This window comes from Gemmatimonadales bacterium (genome assembly GCA_035502185.1).
GTDB lineage: Bacteria > Gemmatimonadota > Gemmatimonadetes > Gemmatimonadales > JACORV01 > Fen-1245.
Genome location: DATJUT010000072.1, coordinates 1 through 20,783 on the forward strand (window position 1 = coordinate 1; position 20,783 = coordinate 20,783).

Sequence of the window (20,783 nt, forward strand, 5' to 3'; positions counted from 1 at the left end):
CCAGGTAGGTCTGGAGCAGCGACAGCTGGGTGGACTTCCCGGAGCCGTCGATGCCTTCGACGACGATCAGCCGCCCGGGAAACGCGTGCGGGTCGTGGATGCCCATGGTCCCTTCACGAGGCGGCGTCCTTGGGGGGCCGCTCGTCCTCGGCGTGATGCTTGATGGTCTTGCCCTCCGCCAGGAAAACTACGTCCTCGGCCACGTTGGTGGCGAGGTCGGCCACCCGCTCGAGGTTCCGGCTCACCAGGATCAGCTCCATCCCCGGTCCGATAACCCGTTGATCCTCCATCATATGCGTGAGCAGGATCCGGAACACCGAGTCGTTCAGGGAGTCCACGGCGTCGTCCCGCCGGCACACGGCCCGCGCCAAGGGCGCGTCGCCCCGCACGAAAGCCGACAGGGAGTCGGAGAGCATCTGCCGCGACAGCCGCGCCATCTCGACGATCTCCGGCTCCGGCACGATGTGCGGGTAGGCGGCGAGCCGCTCGGCCGACTGCGCGATGTTGACCGCGTGATCACCGACGCGCTCGAGGTCCCCGACGATGCGCACCGCCGCGAAGATCAGGCGCAGGTCCCTGGCCATCGGCTGGTGCAGGGCGATGAGCTGAAACGCCTGCTCTTCGATGCTGCTTTCCAGCGTGTTGATGGTGCGGTCGCCGCGGATGACCTCCTGGGCCTTCACGCGGTTGCGCGTCAGCAGCGCGTCCACGGCACTGCCTACCGCCTCCTCGGCCTCCGCTGAGGCTGCCATCAGGCGCTGCTTGAGATGCGACAGCTCCTCGTGGAAGTGCCGGCCAGGCTCGAGCGGATTGCTCATCCGAATCTCCCGGTGATGTAGGCGTCCGTCCGCTCGTCCTTGGGGCTGGTGAAGATCTGCTGCGTGGTCCCGAACTCGACCAGGCGCCCGAGGAAGAAGAACCCCGTGTAGTCGGACACGCGGGCGGCCTGCTGCATGTTGTGCGTGACGATGACGATCGTGTACTGGGTCTTCAGGTCCACGATCAGCTCCTCGATCTTCTGGGTCGCGATGGGGTCGAGCGCGGAGCACGGCTCGTCCATGAGCAGCACCTCGGGCTCGTTGGCCAGCGCGCGGGCGATGCACAGCCGCTGCTGCTGGCCGCCGGAGAGCGAGGTGCCCGGTTCGTCGAGCCGGTCCTTGACCTCGTCCCACAGCGCCGCGCTCTTGAGCGAGCGCTCCACGATCTCGGGCATGCGGGCCTCGGGAAGCGCGCCGGTGACGCGCGGGCCGTAGGCCACGTTGTCGAACACGCTCTTGGGGAACGGGTTGGGGCGCTGGAAGACCATCCCGATCCGTTGGCGCATCTGCACCGGATCCACCGAGGAGCCGAAGACGGATTTTCCGTCGAACGTGATCTCGCCCTGATGCCTGGTGCCCGGCAACAGCTCCTGGAGCCGGTTGATCGACCGCAGGAACGTGGACTTCCCGCACCCGGAGGGCCCGATGAGCGCGGTCACCGCATTCGGCTTCGCCTCGACGGTGATGTCGAACAGCGCCTGCTTGGCACCGTACCAGAACGAGTAGTCGGCCGCGGCGAGCGTGCCGATGAGCCGCACGGTGCCGCCGGGCGTGACCCGGGTCTTGGGGACGACGGGGGGCGCGGTCATCCGAACCGCCCGGTGATGTAGGCCTCGGTCTGCGCCTTGGCGGGCGCCGTGAAGATCCTGGTCGTCGGGCCGACCTCGACCAGCTCGCCGAGGTAGAAGAACGCGGTCACGTCGGAGACGCGGGCGGCCTGCTGCAGGTTGTGAGTCACGATGACGACCGTGAACTCCCGCTTCAGCTCCTGCACCAGCTCCTCGATGTGCGCTGCGCCGCCCGGGTCGAGCGACGCGGTCGGCTCGTCGAGCAGGATCACCTCCGGCTCGGGCGCCACCGTGCGGGCAACGCACAGCCGCTGCTGCTGCCCCCCCGAGAGGTTGAGCGGCGAGTCGTCGAGCCGGTCCTTGACCTCGTCCCACAGGGCCGCGCGCCTCAGCGCGCGCTCGACGATCTCGGCCCGCTCGGTCCGCGAGACCGCGGGGCCGATGGCGAGTCCCGCGGCCACATTCTCCGCGATGCTCATGGTGGGGAAAGGCGTGGGGCGCTGAAACACCATGCCGATGCGGCGGCGGACCTGCACCGGGTTGATGCCCCGCTCGTAGATGTCGTAGCCGTCGAGCAGCACCCGCCCCGTCACGCGGGTGCCCGGCACCAGCTCGTGCATCCGGTTCAGGCTCCGGAGCAGGGTCGACTTGCCGCAGCCCGAGGGACCGATCAGCGCCGTCACCGTGTACTCGCGGCAGGCCAGGGTGACGTCACGCACGCCGGTGCTGGTGCCGTACCAGGCCGTCAGCGCGTCGGTGGCGAGTCGCGGCACCGTCGCGGGCGCCGCCTGGGGGGGCGCGGCGGCCGGCTGGGCGGGCGGCGGCGTCACGTGCGGAGCCCGCCGGGCGCGCTCAGGCGTGCTGACGCTTGGCACGCACCACCGCGCGAGCGAAGAGGCTCAGGGCCAGCACGAGCATGATCAGCACCAGGGCGCCCGCCCAGGCCTGCCGGTGCCACTCGTCGTACGGGCCGAGGGCGTAGACGTAGACCTGCAGCGGCAGGGCCGCCATCGGCCCCTGGACGCGAGTTGAGAAGAACTGGTTGCCCAGCGCAGTGAACAGCAGCGGCGCGGTTTCGCCCGCGACCCTGGCCACCGCGACGAGGCAGCCCGTGACGATACCCGCCGCCGCCGTACGCACCACCACCACCAGCGACGTCCGCCACCGCGGGTACCCCAGGGCGAGGGCCGCCTCGCGCAGCGAATTGGGCACCAGGCGCACCATCTCCTCGGTGGTCCGCGCCAGGATCGGCACCAGGATCATGCCGAGCGCGACGCCTCCTGCCAGGGCCGAGAAGTGGCCCATCGGCTTCACGAGCCAGGTCCATGCGAAGATGCCGATCACGATGGAAGGCACGCCGTTCAGCACGTCGGCGATGAACCGGATGGCGAAGCCTAACTGTCCGCCACCGAACTCCGCCAGGTAGATGCCAATCGACACGCCGACCGGCACGCCGACGGCGCAGGCCAGGCCGACGATGATCAACGTGCCGACGATGGCATGCGCGAACCCGCCCCCGTGCTCTCCGAACGGCACGGCGGACCTGGTGAAGAAATTCCAGTCGAGCGAGCCGGCGCCCTTGACCAGCAGCATCGCGAGGATGACCGCCAGCGGGAGGATGGCGAGCGCCGCCGCACCGTAGGTCGCGCCGGTCATCACGGAGCCGAACAGACGGCGGATCAGGCGACCGTGCATCAGATGGCCGTGCTGCCCACGGCGGAGCCGCGGGCCACGCGCCACACCAGCACGCGGGCCAGGGTGTTCACGAGAATGGTGATGACGAACAGGACGGCGCCGACCATGAACAGCGCCGAGAGGTGCATGTCGGACACCGCCTCGGAGAACTCGTTGGCGATCGCCGCGGCGATGGTGTAGCCGGGCTGCAGCAGCGATGCCGACACCTGGTGGCGGTTCCCGATCACCATCGTCACCGCCATGGTCTCGCCCAACGCGCGCCCCAGTCCGAGGATCACCGCGCCGACGATTCCCGCCCGGCCGTACGGGAGGATCACCGTCGTCACCGTTTCCCAGCGGGTGGCGCCGAGGGCCAGGCCGGCCTCGCGCTGCGAGGGCGGCACGGCCAGGAGCACCTCCCGGGACACCGCGGCGATGTACGGCAGGATCATGATCGAGAGGATGACACCCGCCGCCAGGACCGACGGCCCGTAGAACACGCCCCCGAAGATCGGGAGCCAGCCGAGCGCGTGGCGGGCCACCTTCCAGACGTGATCGCGCAGCAGCGGGATCAGGACGAAGATGCCCCACAGCCCGTAGATCACGCTCGGGACGGCGGCCAGCAGCTCGATCAGCGTCCCGACCGGCGTGCGGAGCCAGCGCGGCGCGAACTCCGTCAGGAAGATTGCGCAGGCCAGGGCCAGCGGCACCGCGATGACCAGCGCGACCAGTGACGAGTACAGGGTCCCGAAGATGAGGGGCAGGGCTCCGAACTGGCCCTGCACCGGGTCCCAGGTGCTGTGCGTGAGGAACCCGAAACCGAACTTGGACACCGCCGGCATCGCGTTGGACACGAGCTCCACCGCGATCAGGACCACCAGCAGGGGGAGCAGAAGCGCGAGAACGGTGAGCAGGGAGCGGTAGATCACGTCGCCCCGGCTCACCGTCCTCAACGCCCGCCACCGTTCTTCGGCCGTCGGCTTTGGAGCGAGCTCCGGCTCCAGAGCGGTGGCGGGGATGTCGGTCAACGGACTAGCGCCCGCGGTAGTTGCTGGGAAGCACCGGCTGACCGTTCACCGTGATGCTCTTCAGGCGCTGCTCCTCCAGCTGCACCACTCGCGCGGGCAGGGGAGCGTACGCGAGGGCGCTCGTGAACTTCTCGCCGTCGTGCACGGCCCACCACACGAACTCCAGCAGCGCACGGGCCTTGACGGCATCCGTCATCTGCTTGGGCAGCAGCAGCCAGGTGAACGACGAGATGGGGTACACCTGGGCCCCGTCGGCGTCGGTGATCGAGATGCGGAAATCGGTGTTCGGGTCGAGGCTCGCCACCGCGCCGGCCGCGGCATTGGTCGTGGTCTCCAGGGAGGCCTGGATGTAGTTGCCCGCCTTGTTCCGGACCACGCCGTAGCCGATGTTGTTCTGGATGGCGTAGATCAGCTCCACGTAGCCGATGGCGCCGGGGGTCTGCTTCACGATGTTGGCGACGCCGGGGTTGCCCTGGCCGCCGAGACCCACGGGCCAGTTGACCGACGTGCCCTTCCCAACCCGCTGCGCCCAGTCGGGGCTCACCTTCGTAAGGTAGTCGGTAAAGATGTACGTGGTGCCGGAGCCGTCGGACCGGTGCGCCACGACGATGTCCTGATCCGGGAGGTTGGCGTCCGGGTTGAGCGCCGTGAGGCGCGAGTCGTTCCACTTCGTGATCTGGCCCAGCCAGATGCCGGCCAGCACGTCACCCGTGAACCGCAGCTGCGCGGTCACGCCCGGAATGTTGTAGGTCGGCACCACCGACCCGAGCACGGTCGGCAGGTGGTACACGTCGCCGTTCACGGCCTGGATCTGCGCGTCGGTCATCGGGCCGTCGCTGGCACCGAAGTCCACCGTGTGGTCGGTGAACTGGCGGATGCCGCCGCCCGACCCGATCCCCTGGTAGTTGATCTCGACGGTGGGGTGCGCGTTGTGGTACTCGAGCACCCACTTCTGGTAGATGGGCTGGGGGAAGGTGGCGCCGGCCCCGTTGAGGCGCACGGTCTGAGCCGCGACGGATCCCGCGAGCAGCACGGTTCCGGCGGCGACGGACAGCACTGCTGCGATTCGCTTGGTCATGTGCAACGCTCTCGGGTCAGTAGGTGAACTGCGTCTGGAACAGCGCCTGCGTGACGGCCTTGGGGGCGGTGACGCCCGTCGGCGTCTGGAACGAGGTGCGGTCGATGTCCGCCAGGAGCCGGACGTTCTGGCTCAGCTGGTAGGACAGGCCGCCGATGATCGTCGTCCGCTTGTCGAACGCCGCGCCGGCCGGGCAGCTGGCCACCGGCGGCGTCGCCGGCGAGCAGGTGTTCGGATCGGCAATGTCCACGCGCGCGACCACGGCGACCGGCGTCGCGGGCAGACGATACCAGCCGTAGGCGCTGAGAATGCTGCCGGTGGTGCTGATCTTGGCGGGGTTGGTGACCGTGTCCTTCGTGGCGGCGAACTCACCCGCCAGCAGCAGCGACTTGGAGCGGTACGAGACCAGGCCGATGAACCGGTTGCGCGTGCCGCCGCTGGTGGGCGTGCCGACCTGCGCGTACCCGGTGATCCGCAGGCCGCCGACGCGGCTCCCCTCGTCGGAGGGCAGCAGCCGGAACGACGCGCGCGCCGCGAAGTCCTTGTGCTGGTCGCCCGGGGTCTTGTTGTAGTTCTCCCCGTTCATCGCCATTGCCTGGAAGTTGAACTGCTCGCTGTTGAAGCTGCCGTCCACCGCCAGGCCGAAGTCGGACGACGACATGTAGCTGTTGCGGTCCACCGGCACCGGGCCCTGCATGCGGTAGTCCCACAGCGCCTCTTCCCAGTCGATGAACGGCGTCTGCGTGAGGCCGAAGCGGAACGTGAACGGGCTCCCGCTCGGCGTCCACCCGGCGTAGGCGTACTTCAGCCGGTACAGCAGCGCGCCGCCGGCCGTGGCGTCGGCGTCGTGGTAGACGTCGAGCGTGACGCGGGTCATGATGCCGCCGTTGAACTTGCCGATCGCGTTCACGTACGCGCGGGTGATGTCGAAGTTGTTGGCCGGGCTCAGGGAGTCGAGCTGCGCCCCCCACTGGGCGTAGATCACGCCGCCGACGGAGACCGAGGGCGGGGTCGGGTTCTGCGCGGCGAGCGGAGCCGCCGCTCCCGCGGCCACGAACCCCAGCGCCGCGAGCGTTCGACGAGACAAGAGTGCCATGTGCACGGTCCTCTGCGAAGGTGAACGGTTGGTGCTTGGGGGTCGTCCGGAAACCATCGCCGGCGAAGAAAGCCCCCCCGCGTCACGGCGACGCGCAGAGGACGTAACAGACGCGTAACGGCGGGTCTGAAGCCCCGAATCGACTAGGCGAGAAGGAGCCGCGCGGCGAGCGCACCGCCCAGCCCAAGTGCCGCGCCCGCAACCACATCGCCGGGGTGGTGCACTTTCAGCTTGACGCGCGAGACGCCGACCAGGGCGGCGAGGGCCAGGGCGGCGGGAGCCAGGGCGGGGTAGGTGCTCGCGACGGTCCCGGCCACCGCCATGGAGGCGGCGCTGTGCCCCGACGGGAACGAAAACGGGTCGGGCACCCAGACCAGGGCCAACGGGACGCCGTCCGCGTCGCACGGCCGGGCGCGCACCACCGTGCGCTTGAGGACCTGCACGGCCACGTGCGACAGCGCGTTGGCCAGCAGCGCGGCGCGGCCCAGCTCGGCCAGGTGGCCGCCGGCCAGCATCAGCACCAGGGCGATGCCGATGGTGGTGGCCGCGTCGCCGAGATGGGTCACCCAGCGCATCAGGCGACCGCCTCCAGCTCGTCGGCGGCGACGAAGGCTTCGCGCAGCACGCGGCCCTCGTACGCGGCCGGGACCTCGAGCCCCAACCACCACAGCAGCGTGGGTGGGACGTCGAGGATCGACGTCGGGCTCCGGAGGACGTGCCTGCGGCGGATGCGCGGACCGGCCAGCACGAGCGGGATCCGGTCGTTGACGGGATGGGGCGTGTCGTGGTCGGTGGCGTGGACGCCGCCGCCGCCGTGGTCCGCCAGCACCACGAGCAGGGAGTCGGCCGTGCAGGCGCGCAGCCGTGCGACCGCCGCGTCGGCCTCCCGCACCGCGTCGAGGTACGGCGCCGACATCCACCCGGCGGTGTGGCCGGCCCGATCGCAGTCGTTCACGTAGACGATCACCAGGCCGTCCGGCACGAACCGGAGCCGGCCCAGGGCCGCGGCCGCCACCCGCCGCGCCGGCCCCGCCGTCGCGACGAGGCGGGAGACGCCGGCGGCCGAAACGAGCACCCGTGCCACCGGCACCTCGACGGACGCGACCTCGCCCGCGACCGCGACGGTGGGCAGCTGCCGCGCCGCGAGCTCCCGCGGCACGGGCCTGAGGCTCCCGAGCCTGCGCAGGGTCGCCAGGCCCGGCTCGACCAGCTTGTGGGTGTCGGGGCCGACGCCCGTGGTGAGCGAGAGCAGGGCCGCGACCGTGGTGCTCGGGCGCACCGTGACGGCCGCCTCCGCCCGGGTGTAGTCCTGGCCCAGGGCGTACAGCGAGGGCGCCAGGTCCGGGACGACGGCGTCGGGCCGCAGCCCGTCGATCAGCAGGATCACGCAGCGCGCCATTGAGGATCCTCCAGTGGCTTGCGTCCGATCGCGACGGCGTATTCGTCGAGGAGTCGTTCGTTCTCGTCGTCGGCGTTGCAGGTCACGGCCGCGAGTCGCGCCTCGTCCGACATGCGGCGGCGCAGCTCGGCGTCGAGCACCAGGCGGGAGATGGCCGCGGCGAACCCGCGCACGTCGTCGGGCGGGACGAGGAAGCCCGTGACGCCGTCCACCACGCTCTCCCGGAAGCCGCCGGCGTCCGCGGCCACGACCGGGAGCCCCGAGGCCATCGCCTCGGGCGCCACCAGGCCGCAGGTCTCGGTACGGGAGGGCAGAACGCACAGGTCGGCGCTGGCGTACAGCGTCGCGAGCACCGGGATGTCGAGGAACCCGAGGTGGGTCGCCCAGGGCATGGCGGCGGCGCACCGGTGCGCCATCGGCCCGTCGCCCGCGAACACGAAAGCGGCCGCGCTCCCCAGCTGCTCGTGCGCGAGCGTCCAGGCGGCAATCAGGACCTCGAGGTTCTTTTCCGCGGCCAGCCGGCCGACGTGCAGCACCAGCGCGGCGCCGTACGGGACCCCGAGCCGCTGGCGCAGGCCGGGGTTGCGCCGGCGGTGGTCGAAGGTCTCGGTGTCGGCGCCGCGTCCCCACACCCGGACGCGCGCCACACCGCGGCGGGCCAGCTCGGCGCGCACCGCCTCGCCCGGCGTGTGGACGAACCGGGCCGGGCGGTGGAACCAGACCAGCCACCGCCAGATCAGGTCCTCGAAGGCCCCCAGCCCGTAGTAACGGCTGTGTTGCGGGAAGTCGGTGTGAAAGGAGGTCGCCAGGGGAATCCCGCGGCGCAGCGCGTAGCGCCGCCCGACGAGGCCCAGCGGCCCTTCGGTCATCACGTGCACCAGGTCGGGCCGGAAGGCGTCCAGGAACCGAGCGATCCGCCGCGGCTGGGGGAGCGAGAGGCGCACGGCCGGGTAGGGCGGGAATCCCACCGAGGGGGCCCGCAGCTCCGTGTCCGTCGCCGCCGCCACGGACCCCGGATACGCCGGCGCGACCACCGCGACGTGCTGGCCGGCGCGGCCGAGCGCCTCCACGACGCGGCGGACGATCGTGGTGACGCCGTTGACCTGCGGCGTGTAGGTGTCGGTGACGAATGCTATGCGCACGGGTGCATGGTGGCGGTGCCGCGTCAAGTCGCGGCGACGCCTAAGTCACGCATCCGTAACGGTTAGGGCCGGTTCAGGCCGGTCGCGGCTCGGGGAAGTGGATGCGGATGGTGGTGCCGGCACCGAGGGAGCTGGTGGCTTCGACCCGGCCGCCGTGGGCTTCCACGAGGTGCTTGACGATGGCCAGGCCGAGGCCCGTACCGCCCAGCTCGCGCGAGCGGGCCGGGTCCACGCGATAGAAGCGCTCGAAGATGCGGGGCAGGTGCTCGCCGGGGATGCCGACGCCGGTGTCGCTGATCTCGAGCCGCAGCGCACCGGGCTCGGCCGCGGCCGCGACGCTGACGTGTCCGCCCGCGGGCGTGTAGCGCACGCTGTTGTCGAGGACGTTGAGGACGACCTGCCGAGCCGCCTGCGGGTCGGCGAACACCGTCGCGTCGCCGATCCTGGTGGTGAGGGTGAGTCGCGCGGCGTCGGCGCGGGGCTTCAGCGTGCTCCACACCTCCTGGACGAGCGGCGCGAGCGGCAGGCGCTCCGGCCGCGGCGACCACGCGCCCGACTCGATGCGCGACAGGTCGAGCAGGTCGTCCACCAGCTGCTGCATGCGCCGGGCGTTGGCGAGCACCTTCTCGAGGAAGTCGCGGCGCACCTCGGCCGGGACGTCCTCGCCGGTCAGGGTCTCGGCATAGCCGCGGATCACCGTGAGCGGCGTCTTCAGCTCGTGGGACACGTTCGCGACGAAGTCGCGGCGCACGGTCTCGAGGTGCTTCTGCCCGGTGACGTCGTGCAGGACCAGCACCGCGCCGCCGCCCGGAAGCGGGTGCGCCGAGAGCAGGGCGGTGCGCTCGTCCAGCTCGATCTCGAGTCCCCCGGTCTCGGTGCCGCGCAGGGCACGCTCGACCGCCTCGTGCGCCGGCCGCTGGCGGAACAGCTCGAGCGCCGAGGGAAGTGCGGCGCCGGGCCCGAGCCTGAGCAGACGGCGCGACGCCGGGTTGAGCGTGGTGACGGCGCCCGCGGCGTTGACCGCGATGACGCCCTCCACCATCGAGGCCACCAGCGCGGCCGTCTCCGACCGCTCCCGCTCCAGGTCCGCCATCCGGCCCGACAGGTTCTCGTCGATCGAGCGAAGCGCGCGGGCGAGGTCGCCGACCTCGTCGCGGCCGCGGGTGTCGACGGCGGGCCGGTCGCCGCGCGCGATGGCCTGCGCGGCGTCGCGCAGGCGGAGCAGCGGGCGCGCCACGGAGCGCGCGAAGCCGAGCGCCAGCAGCACGCCGACGGCGAGCGCGAACAGGCCGCCCAGCAGGACGGCGTTCTGCGCGTCCTGCACCACCGCGTCCACCTGCGGCAGCGGCGTGGAGACGCGAACGGCGCCGCCGGGCACCGGCATGGCCACCTTCAGCTCCCAGCGGCCGGTCGACACGCTGCGCCGGACGTCGGTGCCGGTGCGGCCGGCGAGCGCCTCGCGGAACTCGGGCCGGGTGGCGTGGTTCTCGAGCGTCGGCAGCTGGTCGAGCGGGAAGTCGGTGTCGGCAAGGACTCCGCCGGAGCGGTCGATCACCGTGAGCCGCCGCCCCGTGGCCCGTCCGAGCCCGCGCACCAGGGAGTCGAGCGCGGGTCCGCGCGTCCCGCCCACCGCGCGGGCGAGCAGGATCGTCTCGCGGGTGACCTCGACCGTGGCCTCCTTGAGCAGCCGCGAGCGCAGCGAGCGGTCGGACGCGACGATCAGCGTGGCGGTGCTGGCCGCCACCAGCACGACGTAGGACGCGAACAGCTTGGCCGGCAGCCTCATCGCCGCGAGGAGGCGTCGCCGGCGCGGAACCGGTACCCGAATCCGCGGACGGTCTCGATCCGGTCGCCGGCGGTGCCGAGCTTGGCCCGGAGGCGCTGGACGTGCATGTCGACGGTGCGGGTCTGGATGTCGGGCTGCGACTCCCACACGGTCTCGAGCAGCTGTGGCCGCGTCTGCACCCGTCCCCGCCGCTCGGCCAGCAGGAGCAGCAGGCGGTACTCCAGGGGGGTGAGCTCGACCGGATCGCCGTCCACCGTCACCGTGTGGGCCCCTCGGTCGATGGCGATCGGTCCGGCGCGCAGCACGGGGCCGGTGGCCGCCGCCGGCGCGCGGAGCCGGCGCAGCACGGCGCCGACCCGCAGCACCAGCTCCTCGGGACTGAACGGCTTGGTGAGGTAGTCGTCGGCCCCGCCGGCCAGGCCCTTGATGCGGTCGGACTCGTCACGCCGCGCCGTGAGCACGATGACGCCGACGTCGCGGGTGTCCTCGTGGCGGCGCAGCTCGTCGAGCACCTCGTAGCCGCTGCGGCCCGGGAGCATGAGGTCGAGCACCACCAGGTCCGGCGCCTCCGTCGCGATGGCCTCGAGGGCGGCGACGCCGCTGCCCGCGGTGGTCACGCGGTAGCCCGCCCGGGCGAGATGATACGCCACGAGCGCGGTGATGTCCCGCTCGTCGTCCACCACGAGGACGTGCGCCTCGGTGGCCGCGCCGTTCGGCTTGCCGTGCACGCTGGGTGCCGTCGCCATGGCGCGGATTATCGCGCTGCGGCCGGAGTCCGGCAACGGCACCGGCGGCCGCGCCGCCGGGAGCCGGGCGGCGCCATTGCCCCGCTCTCGAACCGCAATAGATTTCGCGGATGTTGCTCCTGCCCGCGGTCGCCGGCGCCGTCCTCCTGGTGGCGCAGGCGCGCCCATCGGCCGACTCGATCCTGCTGCGCGTTCTCGCCACCAACGACTTCCACGGCTCGCTCGAGGCCGGGGTCCAGGCGTGGAGCAACCATCGGCCCGTCGGCGGCGCCGCCGCGGTGGCGGGCATGATGGACCGCCTCGCCCGCGCGTGCAGCTGCGTCACGATCCGTCTCGACGGCGGGGACGTGATGCAGGGCTCGCCGGTGTCCAACCTGACCTGGGGCCGCGCCACCGTGGACGCGTTCAACCTGATGGGTTACGCGGCCGCGGCGGTCGGGAACCACGAGTTCGACTGGGGCGTGGACACGCTCGCCGTGCGGGTCCGGCAGGCCCGCTTCGCGTGGCTGTCCGCCAACGTCCGCGACCGTGCCGGCGGCGCGACGCCGCCGTGGACCGCGCCGTGGCGGATGGTCATCGCCGGCGGCCGACGCATTGCGGTCGTGGGGTACAGCACCGAGAGCACGCCCTCGACCACCCGGCCTTCCAACGTGGCCGCCCTCTCGTTCGACAGCGGGCCCGCGAGGCTGGACGCGGCGATCGCCGCCGCGCGCGCCGAGCGCCCGGACTGGGTGATCGTGGTGGCGCACGCGGGCGCGTTCTGCACCCCCGACGGGGGTTGCGCGGGGGAGGTCGTGGATCTCGCCGCCGCCCTCCACAACCGCCCGGACCTGATCGTCAGCGGCCACACGCACACGCTGGTCGAGACCACCGTCAACGGCATCCCCATCGTGCAGGCGCGCTCCAACGGCATCGCGCTCGGGATCGTGGACTTCGTGGACAGCGCCGGCGTGCGGGTGGTCCGGATGCGGGTCGAGACCGTGTGGGCCGACCGCGAGACGGCGGATACCGCGGTCGCTCGCCTGGTCGCCACCGAGGCGCGGCGCGTCGCGCCGCTCACCTCGCGCGTGGTCGCGACCCTCGCCGGACCGCTGGTCAGGAGCGGCGACCAGTATCCTCTCGGCAACCTGATCGCCGACGCCGACCGGGCGGCCACCGGCGCCGACGTGGCGCTGGTCAACAACGGCGGGATCCGCGCCGACCTCGCCGCCGGCCCCGTCACCTGGGGCGCGCTGTTCGAGGTCGAGCCGTTCCAGAACTTCCTGGTGAAGCTGCGGGTCACGGGCGCGGTGCTGCGGCGGACGCTCGAGCACGCGGTCGGCACGGGGGAAGCGCGCGCCCACGTCTCGGGCGTGACGGTGCGGGTCAACTCGGCGGCGCCCGAGGGCCAGCGGGTGATCGCCGTTGCGCTGGCCGGCGGGCGCCCGCTGGCCGACAGCGCCTGGTACACGGTGTCGGTGCCCGACTTCGTGGCGGCCGGCGGCAGCGGCTACGCGATGCTGCGCGGCGCGGCGGCGGAGAACAGCGGCACGGTGGATCTCGACGCGCTGTCGGAGTGGCTGCGGAAGCTCCCGCAGCCCGTGCAGCCCCCCGAGGACGTCCGCGTCCAGGAGGCCGGGCGATGACGCGCCGCCGGCCCGGCGCGGGCGAGGAGCGCCTCACGCGGGAGCTGATCCGCCGGATGCCCAAGCCGGAGCTGCACGTCCATCTCGACGGCTCGGTGCGGCCGGCGACGCTGGCCGACCTGGCGCGGGAGCAGAAGGTCAAGCTGCCCGCGACCGACCTCGCGGAGCTGACGCGCTACCTGCAGGTGTCGGACGCGCGGAACCTGATGGACTACCTCACGCGCTTCGAGGTGACGCTCTCGGTGCTCCAGGTTCCCGAGGCGCTGGAGCGCGTCACCTACGAGCTGGTCGAGGACGGCGCCGCCGACGGCGTGCGCTACATGGAGATCCGCTACTCGCCGATTCTCTGCACCAAGAAGGGCATGCCGCTCACCGAGGCGGTGGAGGCGCCGCTCCGCGGGATGCGGCGCGCCGAGCGGGACTTCGGGGTGCGGACCGGCCTCATCATCTGCGGGATCCGGAACATGAGCCCCGCGACCTCCATGGACCTCGCGAACCTCACCGTCGCCTTCAAGGGGAAGGGCGTCGTGGCGTTCGATCTGGCCGGGGCCGAGTACAACTATCCCGCCAAGAAGCACCGCGAGGCGTTCTACACCGTGGTCAACGCCAACGTGAACGCCACCATCCACGCCGGCGAGGCGTACGGCCCGGAGTCCATCGCCCAGGCACTGCACTACTGCCATGCCGACCGGATCGGCCACGGCACCCGGCTGTTCGAGGACCCGGACCTCGAGCGCTACGTCAACGACCGGCGCGTCCCGCTCGAGGTGTGCGTCACCTGCAACGTCCAGACGCACGCGGTGCCGTCGATCGAGCAGCACCCGGTGCGCCGCTACTTCGACCTCGGCATCGTCGTGTCGCTCAACACCGACAATCGGCTGATGAGCGCCACCACCGTCACCGACGAGTACTACCTCGCGCACACCCGCCTCGGCTTCAACCGCGCGGAGATCGAGCGGATGATTCTCGACGGCTTCGCCAGCGCCTTCCTGCCCTACCAGGAGCGCATGGGCATGGTCGAGGACGCGAAGAAGGAGCTGGCGCAGCTGCGCAACGGCACGGGCGCGTTGAAGGCCGCGAAGTGACCGCGCCCGGGCGTGGCGCGATGACGGGAGGGGCGGGGGCGGGGGCGGTCCGGGAGGCGACGGAGGCCGTGCGCCGGGCCATCGCGCCGCGGCGGCCGACGGTGGCGCTGGTCCTGGGGTCGGGCCTCGGCTTTCTCGGCGAGGACATCCGGGACGCGGTGCGCGTGCCCTACGCGCGGATCCCCGGCTTCCCCGCGCCCACCGTCCAGGGGCACGCGGGCGAGCTGATCGCCGGAACGCTCGAGGACAAGCAGGTGCTGGCGCAGAGCGGGCGCTTCCACATGTACGAGGGTCACGACTCCGCCGTGGTGGGGCTGCCCGTCCGGGTGTTCGCCGAGCTGGGGGTCCGCACGCTCGTCGTCACCAACGCCGCCGGCGGCATCCGCCGCACCCTTCGGCCGGGCGCCCTGATGCTGATCGCCGACCACCTCAACTTCACCGGTCGGCAGCCGCTGGCCGGGCCGGTGGTGGAGGGCGAGGAGCGCTTCCCGGACATGAGCGACCCCTACGACCGCGAGCTGCGCGCCCTCGCCCGCGCCGTCGCGGCCGAGGAGCGGATCGCGCTCGACGAGGGCACCTACGCGGCCACGCTCGGCCCGTCGTACGAAACCAAGGCGGAGATCGAGATGCTCAAGCGGGTGGGCGCGGACGCGGTGGGCATGAGCACGGTGCCGGAGATCATCGTGGCGCGCGCGCGGGGCCTGCGCTGTCTCGGCATCTCCACCGTGACCAATCTCGCCGCCGGGCTCGGCGCGCCGACGCTCTCGCACGCGGAAGTGCTGGAGACCGCCGAGCGGGTGAAGGGGGATTTGGCGCGGCTGGTCAGGGGGATTGTTCGAAAGCTGTGAAGGGTGAGAGGTGAGAAGTGAGAGGTGAAAGTGAGAAGTCAGAGGCGAAAGTGAGACCGGCCTCTCTCCTCTTGCTATGCCTTCTCACTTCTCACGCCTCACCTCTCCCGTTTCTTGCCTCAACGAAATGATTCAGCGGTCCGTGGCCCCGACCCAGGCCCGGGGCCGCCACCATGGCCCGATGCACGAAGTCCAGCGCGTCGGCGACGGCGCGCTCCAGGGAGCGCCCGTGGGCGAGGCCCGCGGCCACGGCGGCCGAGAGCGTGCACCCGGTGCCATGGGTGGACCGGGTCACGAGCTTGGGGCGCGCGAACCGGCTCACGCCGTCTCGGGTCACGAGCACGTCCACCACATCCGCCGCCTCGAGGTGGCCGCCCTTCACCAGCGCCGCTCCGGCCCCCATCTTGAGCAGGGCGCGGCCGGCGCGTTCCATCTCCGCGACCGTGCGCACCTCGTGCTGCGCCAGGATGCGGGCCTCGTCGAGGTTGGGCGTGACCAGCGCCGCGAGCGGGACCAGGCGCTCCGCCACGCGCTGCTCGGCCTCGGGCACGAGGAGGCGGTCGCCGGAGGTGGCCACCATCACCGGGTCGAGCACGTAGTTGGGGAGCCGGAGGCGAGCCAGGGCGTCGGCGACGGCGTCCACCAGCTCGGCGGTGCCGAGCATGCCGCTCTTCACGGCGTCGGGCGGGAGGTCGTCGGCCACGGCCTCGAGCTGCCGGATGACCAGCGGGACGCCGAGCGGCTCCCAGCCGTGCACGCCCACGGTATTCTGCGCCGTCACCGCGGTGACGACGGTGGTGCCGAAGACGCCGAACTGATGGAAGGTCTTGAGATCGGCCTGGATTCCGGCGCCGCCGCCGGAGTCGGAGCCGGCGATCGTGAGGGCGATCCGCATGGCGGGTAATCTGCACACGCTGCTGCGCGATCTCCAACGCCGCCACGCGCGCGAGCGCCGCGGCCTGGTGGTGGCCGAGGGGCGCCGGCTGGTGGAGGACGCGGTCCGCGGCGGCGCGAAGGTCACGGCGGTGCTGGTGGCCGACGACGCCCGGGAGCAGGCGGCCGGGCTGCTCGAGGAGACGGGGCGGAGGGGCATCCGCACCGAGGTGGCGCCGCGGCGTGACTTCGACCGGCTGGCCGACACCGAGACGCCGAGCGGCGTGCTGGCCGTGGTGGAGTGGCAGCCGCTCGGGCTCGGGCAGGTCCGGCGGCCGGACGCCGCCCCGCGGCGCACGCTGGTGATCGACGGCGTGCAGGATCCGGGCAACGTGGGGACGATGATCCGCACCGCGGACGCACTGGGCGCGTGGCTCACGGTGGCGCTGGACGGCACCGCGGACGTGCGGGGCGCGAAGGTCGTGCGCGGCTCGATGGGCGCCGTGTTCCGCCACCAGGTGGCCGCGGCGACCTTCGAGGAGTGGTGCGACTACGCGGCGCGCGAGGGCGTCACCACCTGGATCGCCGCGGCGAGCGGCGAGCCGCTGAGCGCGCTCGACCGCGCGGCGCCCGATCTCGCGCTGGTGATCGGCAACGAGGGCCAGGGCGTGCGGCCCGGCTGGCGGGAGCGCGGGCACCGGGCCGTGGCGGTGCCGATGCGCCCGGGCGCGGAGTCGCTCAACGCGGCGGTCGCCGCCGGCATCCTTCTGTTCGAGGTGTCCCGTGCCCGTGCCTGAGCCCGTCGTGCTCGCGTTCGTCGCGATCTTCGGCGCGATGCTGGGGAGCTTCCTCAACGTCTGCGTGTACCGACTGCCGCGGAACGAGTCGGTCGTCGCGCCGCGGTCGCGCTGCCCCGCCTGCGGGAAGCCGATCGCGTGGTACGACAACGTGCCGGTGCTCTCCTACCTCGCGCTGCTGGGCCGGTGCCGGCACTGCCGGGCGCGGATCAGCGTGGAGTACCCGCTGGTCGAGCTGGCCGTGGGGTTGATCTGGGCGGGCGCGGTGCTGTGGTTCGGTCTCGGCTTCGCGGCGCTGCGGGCCGCGCTGCTCGCCACCCTCGCGCTCGGCATCGCGCTCACCGACGCCCGCCACTTCACGATCCCCGACGAGTTCTCGCTGGGCGGCCTGGTCGCGGGGCTCGCGCTGTCCCTCACGCCCGGGGGCCTCGGCCTGATCGGCGCCGGGCTCGGCGCGGCGGCCGGCTTCGCGCTGCTCGGGGCCGTGAAGGCGACCGGAGACTGGGCGCTCGCCCGGGGCCTGATCCGCGGCGAGGAGCTGGACCAGGTGCTGGAGGAGGGCGAGAAGCCCACGACCCTGGGCCTCGGCGACCTCAAGATGATGGCGATGATCGGCAGCTTCGTGGGCTGGCGCGGGGTGCTGCTCACCGCGTTCATGGGCTCCCTCGCGGGCGTGATGGTGTTCCTCCCACTGCTGCTCCTCAAGCGGCGCAGCCCCGTGCCGTTCGGCGTCTTTCTGGCCATCGGGGCCGTGGCGGCGATGGTGGCCGGCGACTGGCTGATCGCGTGGTACGCGTCGCTGATCACCGCGAGCGTGCCCTGAAACCGGGCCGCGAGGCGGGTGGTAGGTTGTAGGTGGTGGGCGGTCGCGCGGTAGCCGCGGGGACGGGGGGCGTCGCATGGCGGAAGGCATCTTCGGGCTGACCGAGGGCTCCGGCGAGGAGGTGCTGGAGCGGCTCGGCTACGACCTCACGGCGGCGGCGGGGCGCGGCGACCTGGAGCCGGTCCGCTGCCGCGACGAGGAGATCAGCCGCGTCGTTGACATCCTGCTGCGGCAGACCAAGCACAACCCGGCCCTGGTCGGCGACGCCGGCGTGGGGAAGACCGCCATCGTCGAAGGCCTGGCCCAGCGCGTGGTCGCGCGTGCGGTGCCGGCGGCGCTGCGCGGTGTGCGCATCGTGGCCCTCGACCACGTGGCGCTGCTGGCCGGTACGGTGTACCGCGGCCAGTACGAGGAGCGGCTGCGCCGGCTGGTGAAGGCGGTCTCGGAGGATCCCGACGTCATCCTGTTCGTGGACGAGCTGCACAACCTCATCGGGCAGGGCACGGCGATGGGCGCGGCGATGGACGCCGCGAACATGCTCAAGCCCGCGCTGGTGCGGGCCGACATCCGGGTGATCGGGGCCACCACGGCGGCGGAGTACGACCGCTGGGTCAAGGGCGATCCGGCGCTCGAGCGCCGCTTCCAGCCGGTCCTGGTGCGCGAGCTCACCGCCGAGCAGACGATGGAGATCCTCCGGGCCCGGCGGCCGCGGCTCGAGCACCATCACGCGGTGGCGATCGAGGAGGACGCGCTCGCGGCGGCGCTGGTGCTGACCGGGAAGTTCGTGACCGACCGGCTGCAGCCGGACAAGGCGATCGACGTGCTCGACGAGGCGTGCGCCCACGCGCAGGCCACCGCCACGCTGCCTCCGGAGCTCGAGCGCATCGTGCGCGAGCGCCGGCGGGTGGACGCCGCGATTCGCCGCCGCCTCGCGCGCGGCGAGTCGGTGGACGGCGGCCCGGGCGGCGGGGGCGGGGCAGGCGGGCGCGCCGCGCCGGCGGGCGACGGCGCCGCCGGCGAGGAGGACGCCCTGGAGACGTTCACCCGGGAGATCGGTGCGGCGATGGAGCGGCTCGGTGCCGAGATCGAGCGGGTCTTCGGGGGCTCGGCATCGCCGGCCGCGGAGCCGGCGCCGGAGCGCGAGGCGCCGGGTCCGCGGGACCGGGAGCCGGCGCGGCGCGAGACCCTGCTCGAGCGGCGCGAGCGGCTGGACGGCGAGCTCAGGCGCGGCCTCGAGCGGCTCGGCGTCGTGGTCCGCGGATCGGACGTGGCGCGCGCGGTCGGCGTGGCGGTCGGCAAGCGGATCGAGTGGACGGGATGAGCCGTCGCTGCGCGGCGCGGCTGACGGTCGTGCTCGCCTCGCTCGCGGGCGCCGTGCACGCCGCCCGTGCGCAGGACGAGCGCTCGGCGCAACAGATCGCGCAGGAGGTGATCCCCGACGTCGAGCGCGCCGTGGGGCTGAAGTTCCGGCGGCCGCCCGCCATCGAGGTGCGCTCGCGCGAGCAGGTGCGCGGCTACCTGAACCGCGAGATGGCCGAGGCGATGCCCCCCAAGGAGCTCGCGGGCGTGCAGCGGACCTACCGCGCCTTCGGGCTCGTTCCCGACAGCGTGGACCTGCGCCGCCTGATGCTCGATCTCTACGCCGAGCAGGTGGCGGGCTACTACGACCCCGACTCGAGCGCCCTGTTCGTCGTGCGCGGGGCGGATCCGACGGTGCTGAGGCTGATCCTGGCGCACGAGCTGGTCCATGCGCTGCAGGACGAGTACACCTCGCTCAACGCCATCCTGAAGCTGCGGCGCCAGAACGATCGCCAGATGGCGGGCCAGGCCGTGGCCGAGGGCCAGGCCACCCTCGCCTCCATCGAGGCGCTCGCGCCGGGCGTCGACCTGGACGAGGCGCTGGGCAGCTGGGACCGGGTGCGGGAGCTGATCCGGCAGCAGCAGGCGTCGATGCCCGTCTTCGCCACGGCGCCGGCCATCGTCCGCGAGGGCCTGCTGTTCCCCTACCTCGCCGGCGCGCAGTTCATGCGCGACTTCAACGCGCGGCGGGTGCGGCCGGACGAGGAGCCGTACGGCGACCGGATGCCCGTCTCCACCGCCCAGGTGCTCCACCCGCACGTCTACGCGTCCCACCAGGTGCCCTTCCGCGTCGGCTTCCTCAGGGCAGCCGCGCGCGACACCCTGGTCTACGACGACGACTTCGGCGAGTTCGAGACCCGGATAGCGCTCGAGACCTGGGGCGTGGACACCGCGGTCGCGGTGGCGGCCGCGGCCGGGTGGGACGGCGACCGGTTCGAGGTGCTGGCGAACGCGGACGGCACGGTGGTGGTGTGGGCGAGCGCGTGGACGACGCCCGGCGACGCGGACGAGTTCGGGCGCGCGCTGGTGAGCGGGTGGGGGTCGCGCACCGGCGCGCCGGGGCGGGCGCTCGGGCCCGGGGCGACTGGTGCCGAGTACGGGTCGGGCGCCACTCGACGCCGCTGGAAGGTGGAGCGGGGGGCGCTCCGTGGTGCGGCCGTGGTGCTGCTGACCGACGCACCGGCGGGGTGGAACGGCTGGAGCGTCCCGGCCCTGCGCCGCGTCACCGCGTCGGCGCCGCGCCCCGCGGGGCCGCCGCCGGCGGCGCGCTAGGGCGGGTCGCCGGTGAGGAAGCGGATCTTGGCCGCGTAGTCGCCCGGCGGAATCGGCTGGAACGTCTGCGGATAGGGCGCCAGCTCCAGCAGCCCGATGAGGTAGTTGCCGCAGATGGCGAGGTTGGTCTGGGACGTATGGAGTGTGTCCGGGCACGGTGCCAGGCCGGCGAGCGCCTCGAGGACGACGAGCGCGTCGCCCGCGACGAAGCACTCGGCCGTCGCCGGGCAGCGGCTGTCCGACGGTACGGCGACGAACTTCACGCGCAGGACGCCGTCCACCAGCACTTGGTCGCCGATCTTGAGCGTCACGTCGACCGGGCTCTTGACCTGGGCGACGTGGCTCGGCTCCGTCAGCCAGCGACAGCCGCTGGCGGCGAGGACGAGGGCAATCGCAACGACGAGTCTCATGGTGCGTCGCTCCGCGCGGCCTTCGAGAGTGTAACGTTCCGCGCCCACACCGTCTGACCCCAGGCGCCGGTCCCCGGTCGCCGCGTACGGCGCCCAGCCCGGCCGGTTGCCCGGGACTGGGCCCGCGGATAGCTTT

21 protein-coding genes are annotated in these 20,783 nt (G+C 72.6%); 7 read left to right on the plus strand and 14 right to left on the minus strand.

What is annotated here, in order from left to right; all coding sequences use genetic code 11:
• Positions 1 to 113: 113 nt before the first annotated feature.
• The 12 genes from phoU to VMF70_09915 all read right to left on the minus strand — a co-directional run bounded on the left by phoU (position 114) and on the right by VMF70_09915 (position 11,555).
• On the minus strand, positions 114 to 818 hold the full coding sequence (gene phoU, locus VMF70_09860) for a phosphate signaling complex protein PhoU (protein ID HTT68322.1): 705 nt from the start codon (positions 816 to 818) through the stop codon (positions 114 to 116).
• Positions 815 to 1,627 (minus strand): phosphate ABC transporter ATP-binding protein PstB, encoded by an 813-nt coding sequence (gene pstB, locus VMF70_09865; GenBank protein HTT68323.1) that lies wholly within the window; start codon positions 1,625 to 1,627, stop codon positions 815 to 817. The genes phoU and pstB (VMF70_09865) overlap by 4 nt, the downstream gene beginning before the upstream one ends.
• Positions 1,624 to 2,436 (minus strand): phosphate ABC transporter ATP-binding protein PstB, encoded by an 813-nt coding sequence (pstB, locus tag VMF70_09870; GenBank protein ID HTT68324.1) that lies wholly within the window; start codon positions 2,434 to 2,436, stop codon positions 1,624 to 1,626. The genes pstB (VMF70_09865) and pstB (VMF70_09870) overlap by 4 nt, the downstream gene beginning before the upstream one ends.
• A gap of 22 nt (positions 2,437 to 2,458) precedes the next feature.
• Positions 2,459 to 3,301, minus strand: a complete 843-nt coding sequence (pstA, locus tag VMF70_09875) for a phosphate ABC transporter permease PstA (GenBank protein ID HTT68325.1) — start codon at positions 3,299 to 3,301, stop codon at positions 2,459 to 2,461.
• The gene (gene pstC / locus VMF70_09880; protein ID HTT68326.1) at positions 3,301 to 4,224 is read right to left on the minus strand and encodes a phosphate ABC transporter permease subunit PstC; all 924 of its coding nucleotides are present in this window, start codon (positions 4,222 to 4,224) and stop codon (positions 3,301 to 3,303) included. The genes pstA and pstC overlap by 1 nt, the downstream gene beginning before the upstream one ends.
• Before the next feature lie 88 nt (positions 4,225 to 4,312).
• Positions 4,313 to 5,386, minus strand: a complete 1,074-nt coding sequence (pstS, locus tag VMF70_09885) for a phosphate ABC transporter substrate-binding protein PstS (GenBank protein HTT68327.1) — start codon at positions 5,384 to 5,386, stop codon at positions 4,313 to 4,315.
• 16 nt (positions 5,387 to 5,402) lie between these two features.
• On the minus strand, positions 5,403 to 6,482 hold the full coding sequence (locus VMF70_09890) for a porin (protein ID HTT68328.1): 1,080 nt from the start codon (positions 6,480 to 6,482) through the stop codon (positions 5,403 to 5,405).
• Positions 6,483 to 6,625: 143 nt separating this feature from the next.
• Complete coding sequence (locus VMF70_09895; GenBank protein HTT68329.1) at positions 6,626 to 7,057, minus strand: phosphatase PAP2 family protein; 432 nt, start codon at positions 7,055 to 7,057, stop codon at positions 6,626 to 6,628.
• Positions 7,057 to 7,881, minus strand: coding sequence for an alkaline phosphatase family protein (locus VMF70_09900; protein HTT68330.1), 825 nt, complete (start codon positions 7,879 to 7,881; stop codon positions 7,057 to 7,059). Before VMF70_09900 ends, VMF70_09895 begins: the two co-directional genes overlap by 1 nt.
• Complete coding sequence (locus VMF70_09905) at positions 7,866 to 9,023, minus strand: glycosyltransferase family 1 protein (GenBank protein ID HTT68331.1); 1,158 nt, start codon at positions 9,021 to 9,023, stop codon at positions 7,866 to 7,868. The genes VMF70_09900 and VMF70_09905 overlap by 16 nt, the downstream gene beginning before the upstream one ends.
• A gap of 73 nt (positions 9,024 to 9,096) precedes the next feature.
• On the minus strand, positions 9,097 to 10,809 hold the full coding sequence (locus tag VMF70_09910) for an ATP-binding protein (protein ID HTT68332.1): 1,713 nt from the start codon (positions 10,807 to 10,809) through the stop codon (positions 9,097 to 9,099).
• Positions 10,806 to 11,555, minus strand: a complete 750-nt coding sequence (locus VMF70_09915; GenBank protein ID HTT68333.1) for a response regulator transcription factor — start codon at positions 11,553 to 11,555, stop codon at positions 10,806 to 10,808. The genes VMF70_09910 and VMF70_09915 overlap by 4 nt, the downstream gene beginning before the upstream one ends.
• Before the next feature lie 110 nt (positions 11,556 to 11,665).
• Between VMF70_09915 and VMF70_09920 the strand changes: the two genes are divergently transcribed.
• From VMF70_09920 to VMF70_09930, 3 genes are read left to right on the plus strand one after another with little or no spacing between them, the layout of a single operon-like run.
• Entirely contained in the window at positions 11,666 to 13,180 is a 1,515-nt protein-coding gene (locus VMF70_09920; GenBank protein ID HTT68334.1) for a 5'-nucleotidase C-terminal domain-containing protein, read from the plus strand.
• Positions 13,177 to 14,265, plus strand: coding sequence for an adenosine deaminase (gene add, locus VMF70_09925; protein ID HTT68335.1), 1,089 nt, complete (start codon positions 13,177 to 13,179; stop codon positions 14,263 to 14,265). Before VMF70_09920 ends, add begins: the two co-directional genes overlap by 4 nt.
• A 20-nt stretch (positions 14,266 to 14,285) precedes the next feature.
• Positions 14,286 to 15,113, plus strand: a complete 828-nt coding sequence (locus VMF70_09930; GenBank protein HTT68336.1) for a purine-nucleoside phosphorylase — start codon at positions 14,286 to 14,288, stop codon at positions 15,111 to 15,113.
• A 91-nt stretch (positions 15,114 to 15,204) separates the two neighbouring features.
• Here VMF70_09930 and thiD read toward each other — a convergent pair whose 3' ends face one another.
• The gene (thiD, locus tag VMF70_09935) at positions 15,205 to 16,008 is read right to left on the minus strand and encodes a bifunctional hydroxymethylpyrimidine kinase/phosphomethylpyrimidine kinase (GenBank protein ID HTT68337.1); all 804 of its coding nucleotides are present in this window, start codon (positions 16,006 to 16,008) and stop codon (positions 15,205 to 15,207) included.
• Here thiD and VMF70_09940 point away from each other — a divergent pair.
• The 4 genes from VMF70_09940 (at position 15,992) to VMF70_09955 (ending at position 20,237) form a co-directional block, all read left to right on the plus strand.
• A complete protein-coding gene (locus tag VMF70_09940; GenBank protein ID HTT68338.1) occupies positions 15,992 to 16,783 on the plus strand; it encodes an RNA methyltransferase in 792 nt (263 codons plus the stop codon). The genes thiD and VMF70_09940 overlap by 17 nt on opposite strands.
• Entirely contained in the window at positions 16,776 to 17,606 is an 831-nt protein-coding gene (locus tag VMF70_09945; protein ID HTT68339.1) for a prepilin peptidase, read from the plus strand. The genes VMF70_09940 and VMF70_09945 overlap by 8 nt, the downstream gene beginning before the upstream one ends.
• Positions 17,607 to 17,682: 76 nt before the next feature.
• Entirely contained in the window at positions 17,683 to 18,927 is a 1,245-nt protein-coding gene (locus VMF70_09950; protein ID HTT68340.1) for an AAA family ATPase, read from the plus strand.
• Positions 18,924 to 20,237, plus strand: coding sequence for a hypothetical protein (locus tag VMF70_09955; GenBank protein HTT68341.1), 1,314 nt, complete (start codon positions 18,924 to 18,926; stop codon positions 20,235 to 20,237). The genes VMF70_09950 and VMF70_09955 overlap by 4 nt, the downstream gene beginning before the upstream one ends.
• Here the strand turns inward: VMF70_09955 and VMF70_09960 are convergent.
• Complete coding sequence (locus VMF70_09960; GenBank protein ID HTT68342.1) at positions 20,234 to 20,647, minus strand: hypothetical protein; 414 nt, start codon at positions 20,645 to 20,647, stop codon at positions 20,234 to 20,236. The genes VMF70_09955 and VMF70_09960 overlap by 4 nt on opposite strands.
• Positions 20,648 to 20,783 lie beyond the last annotated feature (136 nt).